Annotated in this window: 18 protein-coding genes; 3 read left to right on the forward strand and 15 right to left on the reverse strand. The window is 42.0% G+C overall.

Annotated features, from left to right (window positions below; translation table 11 throughout):
* Position 1 precedes the first annotated feature (1 nt).
* From HMPREF9009_RS20435 to HMPREF9009_RS20475, 9 genes are all read right to left on the reverse strand, one after another.
* Entirely contained in the window at positions 2-1,765 is a 1,764-nt protein-coding gene (locus tag HMPREF9009_RS20435) for a PKD domain-containing protein (protein WP_049703133.1), read from the reverse strand.
* Between the two features lie 18 nt (positions 1,766-1,783).
* Positions 1,784-2,935: a glycerophosphodiester phosphodiesterase family protein gene (locus HMPREF9009_RS20440; protein ID WP_008021571.1), complete on the reverse strand. Its 1,152-nt coding sequence runs from the start codon at positions 2,933-2,935 to the stop codon at positions 1,784-1,786.
* A 12-nt stretch (positions 2,936-2,947) separates the two neighbouring features.
* Positions 2,948-4,393, reverse strand: coding sequence for a RagB/SusD family nutrient uptake outer membrane protein (locus tag HMPREF9009_RS20445; RefSeq protein WP_008021570.1), 1,446 nt, complete (start codon positions 4,391-4,393; stop codon positions 2,948-2,950).
* 19 nt (positions 4,394-4,412) lie between these two features.
* Complete coding sequence (locus tag HMPREF9009_RS20450; RefSeq protein ID WP_083444222.1) at positions 4,413-7,955, reverse strand: TonB-dependent receptor; 3,543 nt, start codon at positions 7,953-7,955, stop codon at positions 4,413-4,415.
* A gap of 171 nt (positions 7,956-8,126) precedes the next feature.
* Entirely contained in the window at positions 8,127-9,686 is a 1,560-nt protein-coding gene (locus HMPREF9009_RS20455) for an ATP-binding protein (protein WP_083444223.1), read from the reverse strand.
* Between the two features lie 76 nt (positions 9,687-9,762).
* The gene (locus HMPREF9009_RS20460; protein WP_004314735.1) at positions 9,763-10,743 is read right to left on the reverse strand and encodes a FecR family protein; all 981 of its coding nucleotides are present in this window, start codon (positions 10,741-10,743) and stop codon (positions 9,763-9,765) included.
* A gap of 67 nt (positions 10,744-10,810) precedes the next feature.
* Positions 10,811-11,407 (reverse strand): RNA polymerase sigma-70 factor, encoded by a 597-nt coding sequence (locus HMPREF9009_RS20465; protein ID WP_049703134.1) that lies wholly within the window; start codon positions 11,405-11,407, stop codon positions 10,811-10,813.
* Positions 11,408-11,619: 212 nt separating this feature from the next.
* Positions 11,620-12,918 carry a porin family protein gene (locus tag HMPREF9009_RS20470; RefSeq protein WP_049703135.1) on the reverse strand — a complete coding sequence of 433 codons (1,299 nt, stop codon included), beginning with the start codon at positions 12,916-12,918 and terminating at the stop codon, positions 11,620-11,622.
* A gap of 6 nt (positions 12,919-12,924) precedes the next feature.
* On the reverse strand, positions 12,925-13,473 hold the full coding sequence (locus HMPREF9009_RS20475; protein ID WP_049703136.1) for an RNA polymerase sigma factor: 549 nt from the start codon (positions 13,471-13,473) through the stop codon (positions 12,925-12,927).
* A gap of 176 nt (positions 13,474-13,649) precedes the next feature.
* Between HMPREF9009_RS20475 and HMPREF9009_RS20480 the strand changes: the two genes are divergently transcribed.
* On the forward strand, positions 13,650-14,372 hold the full coding sequence (locus tag HMPREF9009_RS20480) for a NigD1/NigD2 family lipoprotein (protein WP_004314739.1): 723 nt from the start codon (positions 13,650-13,652) through the stop codon (positions 14,370-14,372).
* Between the two features lie 138 nt (positions 14,373-14,510).
* Here HMPREF9009_RS20480 and HMPREF9009_RS20485 read toward each other — a convergent pair whose 3' ends face one another.
* Positions 14,511-15,200 carry an MIP family channel protein gene (locus HMPREF9009_RS20485; protein WP_004314740.1) on the reverse strand — a complete coding sequence of 230 codons (690 nt, stop codon included), beginning with the start codon at positions 15,198-15,200 and terminating at the stop codon, positions 14,511-14,513.
* A 117-nt stretch (positions 15,201-15,317) separates the two neighbouring features.
* Between HMPREF9009_RS20485 and HMPREF9009_RS26035 the strand changes: the two genes are divergently transcribed.
* A complete protein-coding gene (locus tag HMPREF9009_RS26035) occupies positions 15,318-15,488 on the forward strand; it encodes a hypothetical protein (protein ID WP_165450455.1) in 171 nt (56 codons plus the stop codon).
* A gap of 24 nt (positions 15,489-15,512) precedes the next feature.
* On the opposite strand, the gene HMPREF9009_RS20490 is transcribed toward HMPREF9009_RS26035, so the two are convergent.
* On the reverse strand, positions 15,513-16,439 hold the full coding sequence (locus HMPREF9009_RS20490; RefSeq protein WP_008643125.1) for a hydrogen peroxide-inducible genes activator: 927 nt from the start codon (positions 16,437-16,439) through the stop codon (positions 15,513-15,515).
* Between the two features lie 138 nt (positions 16,440-16,577).
* Here HMPREF9009_RS20490 and HMPREF9009_RS20495 point away from each other — a divergent pair, with 138 nt between their 5' ends.
* Complete coding sequence (locus HMPREF9009_RS20495; RefSeq protein ID WP_004314742.1) at positions 16,578-17,054, forward strand: Dps family protein; 477 nt, start codon at positions 16,578-16,580, stop codon at positions 17,052-17,054.
* Between the two features lie 310 nt (positions 17,055-17,364).
* Here the strand turns inward: HMPREF9009_RS20495 and HMPREF9009_RS20500 are convergent, their stop codons facing one another.
* The 4 genes from HMPREF9009_RS20500 to menD all read right to left on the reverse strand — a co-directional run bounded on the left by HMPREF9009_RS20500 (position 17,365) and on the right by menD (position 22,216).
* Entirely contained in the window at positions 17,365-18,501 is a 1,137-nt protein-coding gene (locus HMPREF9009_RS20500; protein ID WP_008643122.1) for an AMP-binding protein, read from the reverse strand.
* Positions 18,502-18,522: 21 nt separating this feature from the next.
* Positions 18,523-19,548, reverse strand: coding sequence for an o-succinylbenzoate synthase (locus HMPREF9009_RS20505; RefSeq protein WP_008021533.1), 1,026 nt, complete (start codon positions 19,546-19,548; stop codon positions 18,523-18,525).
* Between the two features lie 172 nt (positions 19,549-19,720).
* Positions 19,721-20,545: a 1,4-dihydroxy-2-naphthoyl-CoA synthase gene (gene menB / locus HMPREF9009_RS20510; protein WP_004310001.1), complete on the reverse strand. Its 825-nt coding sequence runs from the start codon at positions 20,543-20,545 to the stop codon at positions 19,721-19,723.
* Positions 20,546-20,548: 3 nt separating this feature from the next.
* The gene (gene menD, locus HMPREF9009_RS20515; protein WP_049703137.1) at positions 20,549-22,216 is read right to left on the reverse strand and encodes a 2-succinyl-5-enolpyruvyl-6-hydroxy-3-cyclohexene-1-carboxylic-acid synthase; all 1,668 of its coding nucleotides are present in this window, start codon (positions 22,214-22,216) and stop codon (positions 20,549-20,551) included.
* Positions 22,217-22,231: the final 15 nt, after the last annotated feature.

A 22,231-nucleotide genomic window follows, 5' to 3' on the forward strand; every position in this document is an offset into this window, starting at 1 on the left:
TTTATTTTTGTAAGGCATTTCTTTTTGCATTCTGTCCGCGCTGTGCCCATGGAGAATTAGCAGGCCCTTCAATTCCGCAGTCAATAGCCACCAATTTACAGGCTCCGTTCTCTTCATAAGTGACATATACGATACCATAATCCGCAATTACAGGAGATGACCAAATCTTAGTTCCCAATTGCTGTCTGTATTTCTCTGTTCCATCAGCATTCAGAACAATATAATTGCCTCCATCATCACAGATGTGGATATTACCTTCACTATCCACAGCCGGAGTTGTTCCTATTTCGGCAGAAGATGCATAACTCCATTTCTTCGTTCCTCCCTTAGTCAAAGCTATTACTTGAGCATTCGGATTTTTCGTTCCCACATAGATCGTACCATCTGCACCGATAGCCGGACCACCTTGGTCAATCTTACCGATAGTGCCGGTAGCCGGGTATCTCCACAACTCATTCCCCTGATCGTCATAAGCGGCAATTACTCCTTCCGAGAACGCAACATAGACATTTCCTTGCGCATCAATAGCCGGATATACGGCGGCGGCAGTATTTCCCTTGCCCAGATTAGGAGACAGGTTCACACCATCCTCGGTGGTACGGGCAAATCCGTTTGCACCCGACAAGGCTGAATAAACAACCCCGTTTTGGCCTACTGATATACCTCCGTTAGCACCACCGTTAGGAGATTTACGTCTCCAAAGTTGTCTGCCGGAACTACGGTCTACCATGTGTACCGATCCGTCTGTTCCCCTATTACCGATCAAGATGTTACCATCACGGGCCAAAGCCGGAGAGATATACGGAATATTTGTTCCAATGCCTATCTCATATCTCCATTTTTGCGTCCCGTCGGGATGAATGGCATATAAACTACTACTGATATTCTTATTTGTAGTGCTTGAACCGATATAAATCGTTCCGTCAGCATCCACCATCGGGGATGAACCTTGGTCACCAGCTCCTCCGTCTTTACTCAAATCAAAAGCCCATTTCTGATCTCCCGACGGTGAATAAGCGTAAAGGTGAAGAGCGTTGGATGACACATACACATCTCCATTGTCACCCACAGCAGGGGATATAGACCTCAAGGAAGAGGAAGTTTCAAATGTTTTTGTCCAAAGGATTTGTAATCCTGAAACAGAAGTGTTACGAACATACAGCGTAGCCTGTTTGGTATTCGTTGCTCCACGATCATCGGTAGCCGTCAGTTTGACAGTCACAAACCCTGCTGTTGTGAACGTCACTTCCGGGTCTTTTTCCTGCGAGGTTTGCCCGTTTCCAAAATCCCATTCATAAGCGACTACTTCTCCGTCTTCATCCGTTGACTTGTCTGTGAATTTCACTTTCTCATTCACTTTGCAAATAGCAGGATTATAACTAAAGTCCGCCATCGGCGGCCTATTTGTCGGGCGAATCACAACCGTATGTGATGCCGTCGCATATCCTCCGAATTCATCTGTTACCGTCAATTTAACGACATAAGTCCCTGCTTTCTTATACAGGACGGACGCGTCTTTGGTCGTAGCCCGATTTCCTTCACCATCAAATCCGAAATGCCAAAAGTATTCGGCTATCTGACCTTCTGTTTCAACAGATTCGTCAGTCAGATAAACAATATCACCTAGTGTATATTCTTCCTTATCAGTTGTAAAAGCAACTTCAGGGGACTTTGTTTGCCGCACTTTCTCATCGTCTTTGCAGGAGAATAAGCAAACGGCTACCAGCATCAGAAATATATATTTTTTCATCATTACTTTATTCATTATTAAAGATTGAACAAATTATCTTTTCCCTTTTTGTTTCAAATAAGCGTCCAGCAGTTGGGGATGATCGGTCTGTATCATACTGATTCCTTTTAACAAGATCAAATCGACACCTGTATAATTGCCTTGCGTCATTTGAGTGTCATACGTATAGCCGTTCATATCGAGCATATTGGTTGACACGAACAAACCTTTGGAAGAGATGGCCGCAGGCAGTCCACCATTTAAAGTTTTGCTTAAAGAAATCTGGGTAAAAATCACTCCCGGCTGTTGTGACAGGAAATCAGCATGTTCTTCATCCTCACATTGGGGATAGGGTATCGGCGCAGGAGAATAATTCAGGATATTCTGCAATACATCCCGATTATTGGAGGTATAGAAAAAAACACGGTCCAACATTCCACAACTTTTCACGACATCATAGAGCTCTTTGGGAGATACTTTATTTAGAAAGTCCAAATCGAAAAAGATCTTTCCACGTCCTGCCACCAGTGCGTCGTATAATGAAGGTACTGTATGATTGGTTATCGTTCCATCTGCCAGTTTAAGACGATAGGACTGAATCTGCTCATAAGTCAAATCTTTCACTTTCCCTGTTCCGGTAGTGGTCCGGTCTATCGTTTCATCGTGCATCAACACGATGATACCGTCTTTGGTCATACGCGGATCGACTTCCACAATGTCAACAGCTCCGTTCAACGCGATACAACTTTCAATACCGGCAATAGAGTTTTCCGGAATATTGGGATCGGAAGAATTTCCTCGGTGTCCCATGATCCAAACTTTAGCCGGGTCAAAGTTCTGTAAAGCATAACGCAGGCTCTTTCCTTCCACTTGTAACTTCTGCAAAGCAGCCGCCACATTACCTGCATTGTCTGTCACTCTCACCGAAACATTGTAGATTCCTTCTTTTTTGAAAACGTATTTCAATTCAGACTCTTCTCCCAACGTTTGCCCCTCCATTGTCCAGACAACAGATTTAATGTCTGTACCACCGCTAATGTTAACTTTCAAAATGACGTTCTCTTCCAACGCCGGATAAGCATTGCTCGCTATTATTTTTGCGGCAATAGTGCCCTCTCCCTGTTCATTATTCGTGTTATCATCACCACAGGAAAACAGGACCACAGCCGATAGGAATATACATATGATATTTGTAATCTTCTTCATCACCGTATTTTTTTAATTATATCCTTCATTCTGGTACATTCTCACAGGGTCCAATTTGTGTTCATCATACGGAACAGGTAAAAGAAAATCTTTCTCTGAAAAGTTGGGATTCTTTGCCTTCATATGATTCAGTAACTCCTGACGGGAATATAAACGTAGTAGATCATACCAATATTGTCCCTCGTAAGCGAGTTCCACTCTTCTCTCGTGGAGAATTGCATCCCGGAGATTACTTCCAGAATAATCGTCTAGCCCGGCACGTTCACGCACCATATTCAAATAACTGGCAGCATCGCTCTCACCCAAGTGCATCTTTACTTCCGCCAACATCAAAGCAACGTCGGCATAACGTAGTACGATCCAGTTGTTGGCACCATAACCATTCACATCGTCAAGATCGGTGTACTTTTTCACATAATTGACGTTTTGAGACGTTCCGCATGAAATAGCTTTCCGTATATCACCCGCTTCATAAGTGCCCATCATCTCATCCGTCGGTATGTTATTACCTGTTCCCGACTTTTGTGAAGTCAATCCTGTCTGGGAAGTAGGTTGAAAAATATAGGCATAATTCGATGCTAAACTGGAATTTCCTCCTTTATACATGACTTGAAAGATATTTTCCGGACAGAATGTCTGTGCATCTTTATCAAATAGATCAGTATACGGTATATCTTTCAAATTAGTAAAAGGTTTCACATTCCAAGCTGCAACCAAATGAGTCTTTGCCGATTGTAAATTGTCATGTCTATCTGACTGAAAATCCGTATCGGCTGCCATCGTCAGATATACTTTACCCAGCAGGGCATGAGCTGCTGCCTTCGAAGCACGTCCTACCCCATTCCCTGTCTGAATATCAGGCAACTCACTATGAATCACTTGAGTCAGATCGGAGATTATCAGCGCATAAACCTCACTTTTAGGCTGACGTGCCGTATGTTTCTGGATTTCGTCTTTCGTCTTCAATTCTTTTGTCACGATGGGCACATCACCAAATTGCAGTACAAGATGAAAATAGGTCAATCCACGCAAGAAGTACATTTCCGCCTTTTGCTGATTCTTTACTGTTTCATCCTTGAAAGGAATATCGTCAATCTGGTCTAATATGATATTCGCCCTTGTTACGCATTTGTACAGATCTGCCCAATGTGTTTTCACCTGTGCATTATCAGTGGTTAACGTGTAATTGAAAAACTGGTAGTTTACACCGTTTCCCGCTCCGGGATCTTGCAAAGTCGTATTCTCCGAACGGACATCGGTATATAAGTACATGTTTTTATAATATCCGTTTCCTCTCAAAGCGGCGTATGCGCCATTGGCTGCCATTGCGATATCATTTTCTGTCTGATAGAATGTACTTGCTGGAATTTTATTGGGGTTTGTCTCCTCCAAAAAACTTGTGCAACTACTGCAAAGCAACAGAGAACTTACTACGCTCCATATCATGTATTTTTTCATAATCTAATTCTTTAGTGAGTTAAAATGTTATTTTTGCTCCAATACTGTATGTACGCGCCAAAGGATAAACTCCCCAATCAAAACCGGGTAAGAGGTTGTCACCTTTATAATCGACTTCCGGATTATATCCTTCATAATCTGTCAGAGTAAACAAATTATCAACGCTTACATAGATTCTCAATGCCTGAATGCCTGCCTTCTTCATCCAATTAGCCGGAAAATTATAACCTAAAGTGATATTGGCACAACGGAAGAAAGAAGCATCATCTACCATATAGGAACTAAGCCGCTGACTTGTATTAGGCGTGGAACTACGCGCGGCACGGAATACTCCGCCAGAACCCGGATTATCGTCAGAACGCCAACGGTTCAAGACTGAAACTAACTGATTACCCGACCCTTCCATATTATACAGGTAATACTTTTGGAAGTTAATGACTTTCGCTCCTTCTGAACCAGTAAACGTAGCTCTCAAATCAAAGTTTTTGTATGAGAAATCGGTGCTGATGCCATACGTGAAGTCAGGATAAGCATTTCCTAAAATATCACGGTCGTTTTCTGTGATTGTGCCATTCTTATCAACATCTTTCCATTTCACATCTCCCGGATGCACGTTGTTATAATTGGGAACCGCCGGCCCTACTAATTGATAGCCTTCCGGGAATTTTCCGTTAACCTGGTTACTCTTGTCGATCATAATATTCGTATAATCTTTCTCTGAAATAATGCCATCAGCGATATAGCCATAGAAAGAGCCGATAGGAAGTCCAGAACGAGTGACGTGACTCACAACATTACGCTCGCTTACCAAATATAAATCATTAATACCACCCAAATCAACAACCTTATTCCGGTTTACCGATATATTGGCACTCATATTCCACTTAAATTCTCCGGTCAGGATACGGGCATCTACCTGAAAATCAACTCCACTATTCCGTACTTTGGCATTCTTCAAGTTTGTTTTCACACTGGAAGAACCGGAAATGGAAGATATAGGTTGATCGTACAGCAAATCATACGAAAGACTATTATAATAGTTACCTATTAAATTTACGCGTCCATTGAATAAGCCTAAATCGAATCCGGCATTATATTGGGAGGTCTTTTCCCAACCAATAGCCGCATCTCTGAAAGTACCTTGCCAATAGGCTGTTTCCACTGAATTTCCAAACACATAGCCGCCTTGGGACATAGTAGCTGTATGTTCATAATTACCGATATTATTGTTTCCACTTAATCCCCAGCTTGCACGAAGTTTGAAGGATGAGTTGTTTCCCAATAGATTCTGATAGAATTTCTCATTGGATACAGTCCAACCTAAAGATATGGAGGGAAACCATCCCCAACGATTTTCCTGACCAAAGCGGGAAGAACCGTCGGTTCTTACAGTACCGGTCACCACATAACGATTGTCGAATGAATAATTGACGCGTGCCAGATAAGACATCATTGTCCATGCAGCTTTTCTCGTATCACTACTATACAAGCCTACGTCCGAGGCATTGGGACCATGTGCCGTTACTTCATGAATACGGTCATCAGGAAAACCGGTGGCCTCAATGGCTACGCGGTCATACGTCTTTTTCTGTAATGTGTAACCTACTAAAGCATTCAATCGGTGCTTTCCATATTCACCATTATAATTTAATGTGAACTCTCCCAGACGATCGACATCGCGATTGGTTATATCACGAGCTTTCACACGGGCTTGAATGGCATCTGAATTTGGCATATCGCCATCTTGCCCCACCGTACGCGGACGGTAATAATTATATCGGGAGGTGTAATATTGCGTACCCAGATTGGCTTTAAATTGGAGTTGCTTCAGTATATCGTATGTAATATTAGCGTTGAAATTCATTCGGCTTGATTTATTCCGAATATCTATTTCATGAGCAAGTGCCACGGGATTCTCCACCATCTGATAACCGTCCGCTTTCATTGCAATCTGATTTCCTACGGCATAACTTCCATCGGTATTGTATACAGGAAATTGAGGAAACATCAATAATGCACTCTGCACGATACCATCATTTATATAACGCCCGTCTGCCTGAACCTGTCGTTCGGAAACATCAACAAATGAAAAGTTTACTCCGACCTTCAAACGTTTGGTGACTTCTGCATCTACATTGGCACGAACATTCAGCCGTTTATGATTGGAAGGGGCAATAATACCGTCCTGTTCGAGATACCCCAGACTAAAACGGTATTTTAAGAAGTCTTGTCCACCGGTCACAGATAAATTGTGACGATGCATCGGGGCATTTCCGTAGATCGCATCTTGCCAGTCTGTATTGTATGCGGGTTCAACGGGCTTGCCGGTCGTAAAATCAAAAAACAAGTCAGAGATGCCTACTTCATTCAAATTGAATCCTTTAGAAGCTCTGATCGCATTATCATCCAAAGGGTTCCATGACTTTCCGGCAGCTTCCGCTTTGTCACGATAAGAGTTGTTACGGGCGTCGATGACCAAATCTCTAAACTGATATGCATCCAATAATTTTATTTTACGTTCAACTTGTTGTACACTAAACTGATAATCGTAATCGATACGTGCTTTTCCCGAATTACCGCGTTTGGTAGTAATAAGTACAACGCCACTGGCACCACGAGATCCGTAGATGGCCGCTGAAGCTGCATCCTTCAATACATCAATCGTTTCAATATCTTCCGGATTGATATATACGTCTTCCGAAGCCGGATAACCATCAATTACGTATAATGGAGTGGTACTGGCAGAAAGCGAATTGGTTCCACGCACTTTGATCTTGACTCCTTCTCCCGGTGCTCCACTCGTCTGCATCACCTGCACACCTGCCACTTTACCTACCAAAGCCTGTCCGGCAGTCGCTGCCGATAGGGAAAGTTCACTAGCCTTAACACTTGCCAAAGAGCCTGTAAAGTCACTTTTCCGCATGGGAGTATAACCAACCACTACCACTTCGTCTATCAGTTTACTATCTTCCTGTAGCACCACTTTTGACAGATTCTTGTCGGTAGCCCGAAGTTGAACAGCTTTGTAGCCAATATATGAAACGGTTAGTTGAGCCGTTTCAGGAACATCATTGATAGAGAAGTTTCCGTCTAAATCTGTTATCGTTCCATTGGAGGTTCCTTTAACAAGAACACTGGCACCAATAATGGGATCTCCGTTCGAATCTACCACCGTTCCGAAAACTTTTATATCTCGTTGCTTCTGTTGTTCTTTACGAACCAAAACGATGACATTTTCTTGTTCTTGTTTGTAAGTGAGTTCCATTTTCCCCAGAAGTTGCTTCATGACCTGCTCAATGGTTGCATTCTGCACATTTAACGAAACTTTCTGATTTAATTCAGGGAGATTCTCATTGTAGAAAAACTTGTAATTGCTTACTTGCTCGATTTTCTTCAAAGAGGCTCTCAAAGAAAGGGCTTTCACGTTCACCGTTATTTGAGAATAAGCCGTAAAAGAGAGGCTTAGGAACAATGTCAGGCAAATGGCCCGTAGTGTTCTCCAGTTCTTACTTCTCCCTGCGTCAGTTTGAGGGAGCCTTACAAAGGTTGTTCTGTGTTTCATATATCAAAACTTTTAAGTTATTTGATAGGTATACAGACTGCTCTGTCCTCTCGTCCAAGCGCCTATCTATTTTTAACTCTTGTTAACCAATACGGTTTTATGAATAAAAAAGCCATTCCTAAGTTGTGGGCTCTGGAATGGCTCAATTCTATATTATACTCAATGAACGATTTATACGACTTTGTACTCACCAATATTACGTTCTTCAGCATTGAAGGAAACTCCCACTTTTACTAGCTCACGCCCGTCTGTCCGGTAAGGTAACAAATATCCTTTTTCATCTATTTGTTTCAGAGCTTCGTCTACTGTTCCTTCCAGTTTAAACTCAAAAACATAAATACGGTCTTTCGTTTTCACCACGGCATCGGCACGGCCTTTTGCGCTACGGACTTCTGCATCCACATATTGTCCCATCAACTTAAAGACGAGATAAAAGATAACCTGATAATGACGTTCGGTCTTTGTGTTCAATTCGTAAGGAATGTCGGCAAAGAATGATTTCATACGTTCCATAAAGGAATGAACGTCACCCGACTGAAGTTCACGGACAAACTTAACTGCATTAAAATCCGTTTCATCAGAAGAGATGGGGGTATAATAGGGGATCAGGAATTTAAGAAAGCCATATTTTACCTCATCATTCGGAAAACCTAGCGTATATAGGTTCAATGATTTATCAAAGTTTTTAATTGTCAGATAACCACTTTGGTAGATCATCGGAAGGGGATTCTTTGTCTCTGCACGGTATTCGGCAAATCCGGAACTTCCTACTTCCAAGCCATCTATCAGCAAACGTAAATCATAATCACTTTGTTTCAGCAGGTCTACAAGATAGGTAGGAGTACCGGTCTGGAACCAGTAATTATCAAACATTAATCCATCAAATACATTGAGGACACTGAAGGGGTTAAACAATCCATCTTCGCTATATGTAAAGTGATAGCCATCGTACATCGCCGTCATTTTATTGACAGTATCTTCAAAAGACATCTCCTGCACTTCTGCCAACCGCTCCAACTCGGGAGTAAATGTGGATACTAACTCCTTTTTAGTAATACCACAAATATTGGCGTATGGAATTTTCATACTTATATCATTCAGCTGATTCAAATCACTGAACACACTTACTTGGGCAAATTTTGTGACTCCTGTCAAGAATATAAACCGAAGATAGCGGTCGGAACTTTTCAGTACACCATAAAAGGCTTTCAGAATACGACGGTATTCATCCAACAGGTTCTCATCTAAAAGGGCTTGCAGCAAAGGTTTATCATACTCATCAACCAATACCACAACTCCTTTTCCTGTTTTCAGATAGGCTTGCTCAATGATATAACTAAAACGTTCTTCAGGACTACGGTCTTTCTTCTCATCACCATATACGGCTTCCCATTTCTCCAAATACTGGTTTAGCATGGCAACCAAATCTGCCGCCGTCTCATATTTCTTCGCATTCAAATCAAGATGCAGAACCGGATATTGCTCCCACTTCGTCTCTAACTTTTCAATTGCCAAGCCTTCAAAAAGGTCTTTACGACCCTGAAAATAGGCTTCAAAAGTGGAAATTAGCAGACTTTTGCCAAAACGACGGGGACGACTAAGAAAATAAGGCACTTTAGTAGCTGCTATCTGATATATAATGGCTGTTTTATCCACATACAAACACCCCTCTGCACGCATCTTTTCAAATGTCTGTATCCCTATCGGCAATTTACGTTCCAATGTATTCATTGCATCTTCAAATTAGTGTACCACAAATATAGACGTTATTCAATGAATAAACAAAGATACTCTATGAAAGTTCCACTTATTTCTCTTTCAAAACAATCACCGAACCGTCCATTTCATAATAGAAAGGTGAAGTAAGCATCAGGATATTCAATGCATTCTGTATGCCACCTCCCGGAATAGTTCCGGTGAAATATTCATTAGGTAGTTTATTGGAGTCGAAACGAATCTCTACGTCATAGATGCGTGAAAGGGTTTTCATTATATTTTCCAAAGATTCTTTCTCAAAATAAATATTTCCTTTTGTCCATTCAATATAGTCACTCGGGTGTACTTGAGTGGCTGTTATCTTATGAGTGGCTTTATTATATTCTATTTTGTCGCCGGGCTTCATGATATGCGACATTTTCTGCGCATAGACCCCTACTTTTCCTTCCAAAAGAACGACTGTCACGTCTTTGGCATCTTCATAGGCAGATACATTAAAAGAAGTACCGAGCACTTTCACTTCCAAATCCCCGACCTGCACTATAAAGGCATGTTTTTCATCATGAGCTACTTTGAAATAGGCTTCACCATTCAGTTGCACACGACGCACATTTTCTCCGAAGTTATTCAGATAGCTTAATTGTGAAGCTGAATTGAGAACGACATTCGTTCCGTCCGGCAATTCGATGGTTGCTTTATCTCCTTTATCGGCTTTTACTATAAAGGGCGCTCCCACTGTTTGCGAAGAATCTATAAGATAGTAGGTGAAGAAGGCAATACAAATGGGTAAAACGATGGCGGCAGCCCATTTCCAAAGATTCATGCGAATAGTTCTTGGTTTCTCTTTTCCCTGTGTCTCTTCTTTTCCCTGCGTCTGTTCTTTGATTCGGGCAAATAGTTTGTCGCGCAGTACCGGATTAATACCGGCATCCGATTTGGAAAATTCTTCTTCCCACCAGTTCTGTAAATGGCGGTCGTTCTTTATCCAATCGGAAAGTTCTTTAATCTCCGCATCCGTTATATTTCCATCGAAATACTTTTCAATCAGTTCTTTATAATATATCTTATCCATCTTCTTTCCTGCTTATTTACAAGTATACATTTTCATCCTATCTACTATCCAAAAACGTGTATTACAATTACATTTCATTAACAAAAAAGGCGATCAGAAGCGCAATTACCTTATCGTAATGCTTCATCAACTGCTCACGCATAAATTTCACCGCCAAAGATAATTGTGTGGCGACTGTACTTTCAGAAATACCCATCATTTCAGCAATTTCCTTATTCGTATAGTTCTGACGCTTACTTAAGATAAAGACTTTCTTTCGCTGTGCCGGCAATTCTTCCGCTAATGAGTCGATATAGTCGTTCAAGAAATGAAGATCAATATTCTCTTCTGTTTGCGAATCACGATCCACACTGCTTTTCAGCAGATATTCATTGTAAACATATTCAACGGTCTGACGTTGGTACATGTTCATCAGTAAATTTTTGGCTATCGTACAAAGAAAAGAAATAAATGAAGCGTTGGTATCGACTTTCTCACGTACTTCCCATATACGGATAAAAGTGGATTGCACCACTTCTTCAGCCATATATTGATTGCCGGAAGAAAGCCGCATAATGAAATTGTACAGTTTACCGCTGTACATATTATACAATCTTTCAAATGCTTGAAAAGAACCGCCTTTTAAATCGATTAATAAATGTTTTTCATCTGTAAAATTCACCATAGCTTAGAATTTTGCAACAAAGGTATGCAACCATAGACCATTAACAGGTGACAATATTATTAATATTTTCTCAATTATCCGATTTTTATGAGGAAAAAGATACTAATATCAGGATAGTGACGCCATCCGGTCAAGATAGTGACGCTATCTAATCAGGATAGTGACGCTATCTTGAACGGATACCGTCACTATGTTCAGTATGGTAATTCGCATTAATAAGTCAAACGGATACCAGCCTGTATATTGAAGTTAAACGGATTCTCTTTACGTATGGTCTGTATATCCGAACCATCATCAAAATAATAAGCAACACCGGGTTCTACATAGATACCCAGACGTTTCGTTGCGTTCACCTGTGCACCTACCGCACCGGATACCGAGAATTGCAGAGGTTTCACCGTTTCTTTCTCGGAACCGAGCTTTCCATAGACACATTTCTCCACCATACCTCCACCGGAAACGTAAAGAGTGATGAGTTTTTTATCAAGGAAATTCCAGTTGGCACGCAGCGGAATACCTACATAATGAAGTTTTTGTTCTATCTGCTGATCTTCACCCGCCAGTTTCGCATCCGAAGAAAGCAATGTGTAAGTCAATCCCGTTTCGAGAGAGAATCCTTTGGCCAGTCCTTTACGGACAGACAATCCGAAAGAAATAGGTTGATGGTGCTTAATGTCGACCACTTGTTTTGCCTGACGCAAATAAGGCACTCCATCTTCAAAAACCAATGTCTGATCGTTAGGTATCTCCATCAGACCGTTGGAAACAGAAAGCATACTCACACGAGACATATAAGCATGAGAGCCGGCACCGACTTCTGTGGATGCTCCGCCCGAATTTCCGACCGAGAGTCCCATGGACCATGTTCCTTTTTGAGATGCTCTTTTTTCTGCCGGAATATGCAGCTTGTCTCTGCCGGAAGGGCGACGCGGCCTGTTGTTCGGCCGTTCGGTGTCCTGTGACTGTGTAGCCTGACCCACATTTTCACTGTCAACCTGCCTTGCTTCATTTTTCGTCTGTTCCGTCTCACCTTTGAGCGTCTGATCTTTCTCAATCACAGGATTATTTTCATTCCCTGTTACAGGTTCGTTGCTATTTTCTATTGCAGATTGGTCTGCATTTGTTTTCTGTTCTGTAAGATTCTTATCAATTTTCGCCAAACGGTCTTCACGAGCCACTGGTCGCAAGACGGGTTCTACGGAAGTGCCCTGCACATCCGGTTGTTGCACACCCGGCAACGCATCGGGTGTAGATGCCAATGCCGGAGTCTTTATATGACGTATTTCATCCGCAGCCGGTGTCCCCAGAAAATATAGACTTACCGACGAAACGACGGCTAACAATATAACAGCTGCAGCAGCCATCATCCATTTTCGATAAGGATATATTTTCTTCTCCACAGGAGGCATAAGTTCTTTCTCCAGTTGTTCCCAACCGGAAGCAGGCACCGGCTCGGAATAATCCGCGAGCTTCTCCTTCAACTTATTCATCCACAATTCTTTCTCTTCCATCTCTATCTATCCATTATGCGTTATCCATTCTTTTACTCTTTTTGCCAATACACTCTTCGCACGAAATAGTTGCGAAGCCGAAGATTTTTCATTAATACCTAATTCCTGTGCGATTTCTTTATGCGATTTGTCTTCGAATGTATAAAGGTTAAACACTGTACGATATCCGGCAGGTAGTTCTTCTATAAACTGCATCAACACTTTCTGTGGAATAGCTTCTACATCAGAAGCATCCGGTTCTTCATATTCTTCAGGCAACTCTTCTAATGGTGCCGACTGATTGATTACATCATTTTTCCGGAGATATTGCAAAGCTGTGTTGACCATCACCCTTTCCATCCAGGCCCGCAGGGAGCCTTCACCCCTCCAGGTGAACTTGTCGAAGGAATCGAATATCTTTAAAAAACCGTCGTGAAGCAGATCCTGGGCTGTATCACGGTCGCCGGTATAACGAAGACAGATGCCAAGCATACGTCCCGCATACTGCTCATACAGTTCTTTGCGAGCTTGGTTATTGCCTAGCCTGCATTGTTCCGACAACTCTAATTCTTCCATTCTCTTATACACGTGTTTAACTTATAAATGCAGCAAAGATAGAAATACTGCATAGAGAGAACAACTCTTTTATCACTTTTGTTTCTTTAACAGATTCAAATGCAATATTTTCTATCCCATTGCATTTTCACAATACAAAGGAACCATTTTATATAATCTAAAACTTAAATAAGTATATGAAGAAATTTAAATTCATTGCCTTTATCTTTGCTATTATGACTACAATGCCGATTCTCCAGTCATGTTTGGACGACGATGACAACCCGTCCGATCTTCTGGTTGTCAGTACCATCAATATGATTAGCCAGGATAGCAAGGAATTTTATTTCACTTTGGATGACGGGAAAAAAATGTATCCCAGCAATGCGCAAGGATGGAGTAATAAAGATTGGGTGGAAGGACAACGAGCTTTTGTGATATTCAACGAGCTGGAAGAGCCTGTGAATGGATACGACCTTAATATTCAGGTGAGAGGTATCAATCCAATCTTAACTAAAGACATCATCACGATGGGTGAAGATGACAACGATGAAGAAAAAGTCGGAGATGACAAGATCAACACGACTTATATGTGGATCAACAAGGATAATAAATATCTAACGATTGAATTCCAATATTATGGAACGCATAGTGAAGATAAAAAACATTTCCTGAATCTCGTAATCAACGACAAAGAAGAGTCTGCTCCCACTGCTGACGAAGACAGTGCGGAGGACGAATATATCAATCTGGAATTCCGTCATAACAGTGAAGGTGATTATCCTCAAAGCCTGGGCGAAGGATATGTATCTTTCAAACTGGATAAGATTAAAAACCGGATGGAAGGGAAAAAAGGATTAAGGATCCGCGTCAACACTTTATATGGCGGACCGAAAACTTATGAAGTAAAGTTTCCCTAAGATTATAAATCTAATGTAAACGTGCAAAACACACTCTTTTTTAATATAATATATTAATTACGCAAAAGAGGGCGGTAGTTGTGAAACTGCCGCCCTTTTATCTTCTCCTTTATATAAGGAGTTATTCTTATAAAAGATTTATTTCTTTTCTTCCTTATCTCCCAGATAATTCCAAACTACCGCACTCAACGCAGCTCCTACAAATGGAGCAATGATGAACAGCCACAACTGCGACAATGCTTCTCCTCCCTGGAATAATGCCGGAGCAATACTACGTGCCGGGTTTACAGAAGTCCCTGTGATAGGAATACATACAATATGTACCAATACAAGAGTCAAACCGATGGCAAGTCCTGCCAGATTGCCTGCTCCCTTCTTCGAGTCGGTAGAGCCGAGCACCACTAATACAAAAATGAAAGTAAATACTGCTTCCGCAATGAATGCCTGCAACATTTCTCCATCGCCAAAACCATTGGAACCTGTAGCCGTAGGTCCGTCATGAGCACCGGTGGAAACTAAAGCAAAAAGAATAGCCGAGCCGATAATAGCTCCGATTACCTGGAAAATCATATACATACCTGCATCTTTTCCGTTCATACGCCCAGTTAAGAACACTCCTAATGTAATAGCAGGATTAATGTGACATCCTGAAATACCTCCGATAGCATACGCCATCGCTACTACTGAAAGACCAAATGCTAAAGCTACGCCGACTGTTCCCACGCCAGCACCTACCGTACCGGTTACACTACCGGCAAAAACGGCACTTCCGCATCCCATAAGAACGAGCACCATCGTTCCAATCATTTCTGCAATGTACTTTTTCATAACTATAAATAATGGTTAATGCATCAAATATAGAGAATTAACCCAAGAAAACAAAGCCTACGTGCCTAAATTATTATTGCTTTCGCAACATTTTTGAATAAAAGGCAAGCAAATAAAATGAAAAAAGGACTTTTGCACGCCATATTAGCCTCTACCTTATGGGCCATCGTAAACTCTCTTATCAAGCAAGGATTGAGCAATGACGTCACTCCGATGAATTTCTCCGAAACCCGCTTTGCCACTGTTGGAGTTATTCTTTTCGCTTATACCCGGTACAAGGGTATATGACAGGAATCATCTCAACCTCTATTATTATAGCAAACACTGTATGGACTGCAAAGTAAGCATTTCTTTGGGGACTGCAGCTTTTATTTCCTCTTTCAGAACACATAGCAGGCTGTGACGAATAAAATCTCTATTTGTCGCCAACACCACTTGCCGCGTCGGTCGGGGGATAGCAAACGGACGTACTAATTGTCGCTGTTCTTCCGTCAATTGAGCCACTGCCAGTTCGGGAATAAAAGTGATTCCTTTTCCGCTTTCTACCATTCTCATAAAGGTTTCCATGCTTCCCAGGCGATAAGCCATCTGACTAACCTTCACCGCTTCCATCTGACAGAAACGGACAAGTTGGTCACGAAAACAATGTCCTTCGTCCAAAAGCCAAAGATGTTCGCCGGTTATATCGGAAGTGCGGATAACGTCATGTTTGAACGAAGGTTCTTTCCGTGATACATAAGCATAGAATTGCTCATAGAAGAGAGTTTCTTCCGTCAAGAATGTGTCTTCTAATTTACTGGCAATAATCCCTGCATCCAAATCGCCGGCATGCAAAGCTTGCTGAATATCCTGGGTTTTCATCTCCGTGACACGAATATCCAGTTCGGGATATTTCTCCATCAGTTGAGGGAAAAAGCGGGGTAGCAAATAAGGAGCGATAGTGGGTAATACTCCCAAACGGAATACACCTGATAATGATTGCTTATCTTCACTGATGATTTCTTTTACTTGAGCTGCCTGCGCCAGAATCACACGAGCCTGGTCTATCACTTTCTGCCCGATGGGTGTCGGGCAGACGGGTTGCACTGTCCTATCGAATAACTTTACTCCCAATTCATCTTCCAGCTTCTGAATCATGGCACTCAAAGTAGGTTGCGTCACACGGCAATATTCGGCTGCCCGTGCGAAATGCCTGAACTGGTCTACGGCTAGTATATATTCTAATTGTTGTATCGTCATCTATCAAATCATATTAAGTTATAGATTTCATCTATGCAAAGATAGAAATTTTCAGTTTGACAACAAGCATTTTCCGCCTTATCTTTGCAGTACAGAAAAAAAAGAAAACAAGTATAAATCATTAAAAATAAAAAGAATATGAAAACTTTAGAATTTATCAAACTGAATGAATCGGGAGCAAACAACGTAGTAGCATCTTTGCAACAACTATTAGCAGACTTCCAAGTGTATTACACCAATCTCCGCGGTTTCCACTGGAATATCAAAGGACATGATTTCTTTGTTCTCCACAGCCAATTCGAAAAGATGTATGATGACACAGCCGAAAAGGTAGACGAAATTGCAGAACGTATCTTGATGTTGGGCGGTACTCCTGCCAATAAATTCAGCGATTATTTGAAAGTAGCAAATATCAGTGAAGTAGATAAGGTGAGCAACGGCGAACAGGCACTGAACAATATCCTTCAGAGTATCAGTTATCTGATTGGTGAAGAACGTAAAATCTTGTCTATCGCTTCTCAAGCCGGAGATGAAGTAACCGTTTCGATGATGAGCGATTATCTGAAAGAACAGGAAAAACTAGTTTGGATGTTGACGGCTTATAATAGCAAATAATTAAGATAAAAGGTTTAGGTTTTTAAGTGAGAAAGAGAGGATATTTCCGTAAAAGGAATATTCTCTCTTTATTATTTCCAGTGTACTAGTACTATCTAAATACGTTCATTCGCTGATATTATTAAAAAAATTAGTTTTGTTCTTTATTTATCAAGATTTATAAAAGTAAGCAACAACTTTCAAAAGATGAAACTTATTCTACTGAAATAAAATGTCTTACCCTGAATTTTGTTGACTCTAATAAGTCTCAACTAAAACTAGGGTAAGACAATTAGAGGCCCCTGAAACGTTGATGAATAAAGGATTTCAATCAAGGTGTGAGAGTGTGAGTGTAAAACGTCGTCAACATTTGTTTGGCTAAAATACGACACTTCGCACGATTAACCTTGCCGTTTTCTGTTTGCGGAATACAATCTGTCGTCCATATGTACTTGGGACGATAATAAGGTTCCAATATTTCCTGTAGTTTGTTTCCGATTTCTTTAGTGTCCGGCTGACCTTCCAATAATTCTGGCTGACCTTCCAATAGTAAGGTTACAGCCTGCCCTAAACGCTGGTCCGGAACTGAAGTAATAACAAATGGCACAGGAATAAAAGAACGAAGCAATTTCTCCATTTCCTCCGCCTGAATCTTAATTCCTCCACTATTTATCACATTGTCTTTCCGACCCAAAATCATAAAACTTCCATCGGGATAGATGCGTGCAATGTCATTGGTTTGCAATATTTCATCACATACCAAAGGGGCATCAATAATTAACGTATTCTCTACAGATAAAGACAGTTTTACTGAAGAAAACGGATAATAATGTTCCGAAGCCAATGTTCCGTTCAGCCGACGAAGAGCAATATGAGATAAAGTTTCAGTCATGCCATAGGTAGAATAGACGGCAGTCGGAAGATGTTTGATCTCCGCCTCTAAAGCCTCATCAATAGCTCCACCACCTATAATCAAAATATCCGTCTGTTTCAATCGTTCTTTCTCTTCGGGAACTTGCAACGTATTATAAACTTGCAGGGGAACCATTGCCACAAATCTCAAAGGCTCTTTTATATCCGCTAAAGGATGACCGGAAGCAGGACGTACAATCAAATTCAAGCCTGCAACCAACGAACGCACGACCACCATCATTGCACCAATATAACGAAGATTCATACAAAGTAATGCCGTCTCTCCTTTCTTCAAATCCAGAAACTCACAAGTCAGACGCGCACTTTGCATCATCTGGTCTTTACGTACAATCAACTCTTTAGGTGTACCCGTAGAGCCTGATGTATGAACAATGATGACAGGAGAATCGTTAAACCATTCGTTCAGGAAAAGATATAAATCCCAACTAGCAGGAGAATGAGCCTCCGCTCCTCCTGCTATTAATCGGCTTATATCCTCAAAAGTATATTCTTTTCCTTCCAGTAACAAGCGTTGTTGTTTTCGATCGAATATCATCGGAATATCCTTTAAATACTATCATTTACAAAACCATAAACAATCTTTTCTTATTTCAAGAGGCACTTCCACGTTGTCTGTAAAGAGCGCCCCTGTTCCCAGTCCCTGTGGCAACGGATTGCTGAATGTTGCACACCACTGGGCAATGGCGTTTAGCCCAATGTTTGATTCCAGAGCGGAAGTTATCCACCAGCCGATCTGTTGTTTTTCAGCTTCGGTAATCCATTCGTCTCCTCCGCATATTCCTCCATGAAGAGAAGGTTTAATAACGATATATTGCGGACGAATTGTTGAAAGCAGCTCCTGTTTCCTTTCCAGCGTATTGCATCCTATCAGTTCTTCATCCAAAGCAATCGCTAATGGAGATTCGGCAGCAAGCCGAGCCATTTCCTCCCATTGTCCGGCACAGATTGGCTGTTCGATAGAATGTAAATCAAACTCGGACAGACGTTTCAGTTTTTCCATTGCGTCCACGGGTGAGAAAGCACCATTTGCATCTACACGCAACTCTATTTCTTTAGAAGAGAAATGCGTACGAATATGGCGCAACAATGTCAGTTCTTCTTCGAAATTGATGGCACCTATCTTTAACTTGATACAACGAAATCCGGCTTCCATCTTTTTCTCAATCTGGGATAACATGTTCTGAAAATCTCCCATCCAAATAAGGCCGTTAATCGGAATACCAACTTCTCCACGTGAGAAAGCCGTATCACATAAAGCCCAGTTTCCTGCAAAGAAATGCCGGATGGCCGTTTCCAGACCAAATAAAATTGAAGGATAGTCACACAAGCCATCCATATCCAATCTGCCTTGTTCCCTCTCTACTTTCCGGCAGACTTTCACTAATATATCTTCGTAATCAGGAAGATCGTCACAACTTAAAGCGGGCAAAGGTGCACACTCCCCTATTCCCACTCTGCCAGGGAAGTCAGGAGAGGTAAAATGAAGATACCAAACTTTACGCGTAGTATATGTTCCTCTGGAAGTCCCGGCAGGTTGCTTGAAATGGAGCAATCGGGGAATAATTTCTATTTTACAATTCATCGTGAATAATTTTTCAATTCACCACAGAATAACACAGAGCCTCACGAAGTTTTAATAAGTTATATCTCTTGCAGTTCTCCTACCATTCTCTCCTCCACAGTCTTGCTTTGCAGAAAATCGGGCTTAAACGCAGGAAAAGCAAACTCTGTGGTACTCTGTGGCAAAGCCGATTTTAAGGGAATTTCGGATATTGTTTGAAGTTCGGTTTACGTTTCTCCAGAAACGCATTCTTTCCTTCCTGTGCTTCATCAGTCAGGTAATAGAGCAACGTTGCGTCACCTGCCAATTCCTGAATACCTGCCTGACCATCCAGTTCGGCATTCAATCCTGCTTTAATCATGCGCAAAGCCAACGGACTAAGCAACATCATTTCTTCTGCCCACTGCACATATTCGTCCTCCAACTGCTCCAAAGGAACTACTTTATTCACTAATCCCATGTCCAATGCTTCTTGTGCATTATACTTCCGACAGAGGAACCAGATTTCGCGTGCTTTCTTCTGACCTACCACACGTGCCAGATAAGACGCACCGAATCCGGCATCAAAGCTACCTACACGAGGACCCGTCTGACCGAAAATAGCATTTTCCGACGCAATGGACAAATCACATACCACATGAAGCACATGTCCGCCACCAATAGCAAAACCGTTCACGGCAGCAATCACCGGTTTCGGGATGCTGCGAATCTGCTTTTGCACATCCAATACGCTAAGACGAGGCACACCGTCTTTTCCGATATATCCGCCACGTCCTTTCACATTCTGGTCGCCACCCGAACAAAACGCCTTATCACCGGCTCCGGTAATCACAATCACATCAATATCCGCTTCTTCACGGCAGATGCGCAATGCGTCACTCATTTCAGCAGTAGTTGTCGGAGTAAACGCATTCCGATAGCGTTCACGGTTGATCGTGATACGGGCAATTCCATTATAATAATCAAAAAGAATATCGTCGTATTCTCTGATGGTTGTCCACTCTCTTTGTGTTGACATAATCTATTTTTGTTTTAATTGATGATAATAATTCTTCAACATGCGCGCGTCCTTGTTTTTGTTGGTAAACACCTCCAAGAGCACAGGCTGCTCCATAGCTTCCGGTTGAGTGAAAGTTTTCATCGCTTCAGCCAGTTCTTCGTCATTTTGCGCTTGCAGATAGAGAAACCCACGCTCTTCTGCCCAACCTTTGGCGGACGTTTTATGGACTGCCGCAATAAATTTATGTGAGGTACCCGACATATCCAATCCCGGCAAGGTATGGAAAATCTCTCCTCCTCCATTATTTAACAGAAGAACACGCAGATTGGAGCGAACATTGACGTTCCACAACGCATTCATATCATAAAAGAAGCTCAAATCTCCGATAGCTATAAAGTTCAGTTTGTCGGAAGCTGCCGCATAACCGACAGCCGTAGACAGTGAGCCTTCAATGCCGTTTGTCCCCCGGTTGCAACAAACTTCAATCGTAGAAGGAATAGAGTATAATTGTGCATAGCGCACCACCGAACTGTTAGCCAGATGCAACGCACATGACTCCGGCAAGGCTTTCAATAACGTACCGACGGCAGACATTTCCGAATAAGCAAACTCCGGTTCGGGAATGATCTTGCAATAGTTTTCCCACACACGGGGATATTCAGGAGTCCGATTGTCCAACAAACTGGCTATCTTCTCCAGAAACTCGAACGGGTCCATTTCGATCACCGTAGTTAATGAGCCGTACAAATCGACCACCTCACCATCCGGCGATACGTGCCAATGTTCTTTAGGCGGATGCTGACGGAGAAACTTCTTCAGCCGTTTGGAAACGACATGTCCTCCATAAGTAATCAGCAACTCCGGAACCATCTGCCCGACCTTCTCTTCGGGCATGGCATAAAGCGCCGCATCAAAGTTCTTTACCGGAATACCGGGAACTGTCTGGTTGCCGATATGTTCCGTCAACCAGGCAAAATGTTTATATAATAACTTGATATATCTTTTTTCAAACAGGTAGATAAGATTCATCTGACCGATAATAATCATTCGCTTCTGGTATTTATTCATCCGATCGACCAAATCGTTATAATCACGATCGTAGACGTTCAACCCCTGATAACGGGTAATGACACGCACTTCAGGAAGCGAATCAACCGTAAACTGGAACAACGGTTCAGAAATAGGGACATTGATATGTACCGGTCCTTTTCCATGATGGTTCGTTTCCAGCAAAGCTTCATTCACCAGACGATTGCAATACCATTCATCTTCTTCCGTATGAATCTCCGGAAGGTTTACCGACTTCTTGACCAGCGTCTGAAATACGCCTGGTTGTGGTACAGTCTGTCCGTCCATTTGTCCGATCCAGGCAGCGGGACGGTCTGCAGAAATAATGACCAGAGGAACATTTTGATAAAATGCTTCTGCCACAGCCGGATGAAGGTTTAATAATGCAGTACCGGAAGTGCAGCAGACAGCAGCAGGCTTACCACCATTCAACGCAAGACCGATGGCAAAATAGCCGGCACTCCGTTCATCCGTCACCGGATAGCAGGTAAAATTCGGATGGTTAGACAAAGTATGCACTATGGGGGTGTTACGACTACCCGGACACAACACAACCTTAGTAATCCCATGCGCCTCAAGCAACGCAACCAACTGGAGTATGTTCTTCTTGTCTGTATACATGATGATAATTATTAG

Origin of the sequence: Bacteroides sp. 3_1_13, assembly GCF_001185845.1 — a bacterium.
Lineage (GTDB): Bacteria > Bacteroidota > Bacteroidia > Bacteroidales > Bacteroidaceae > Bacteroides > Bacteroides xylanisolvens.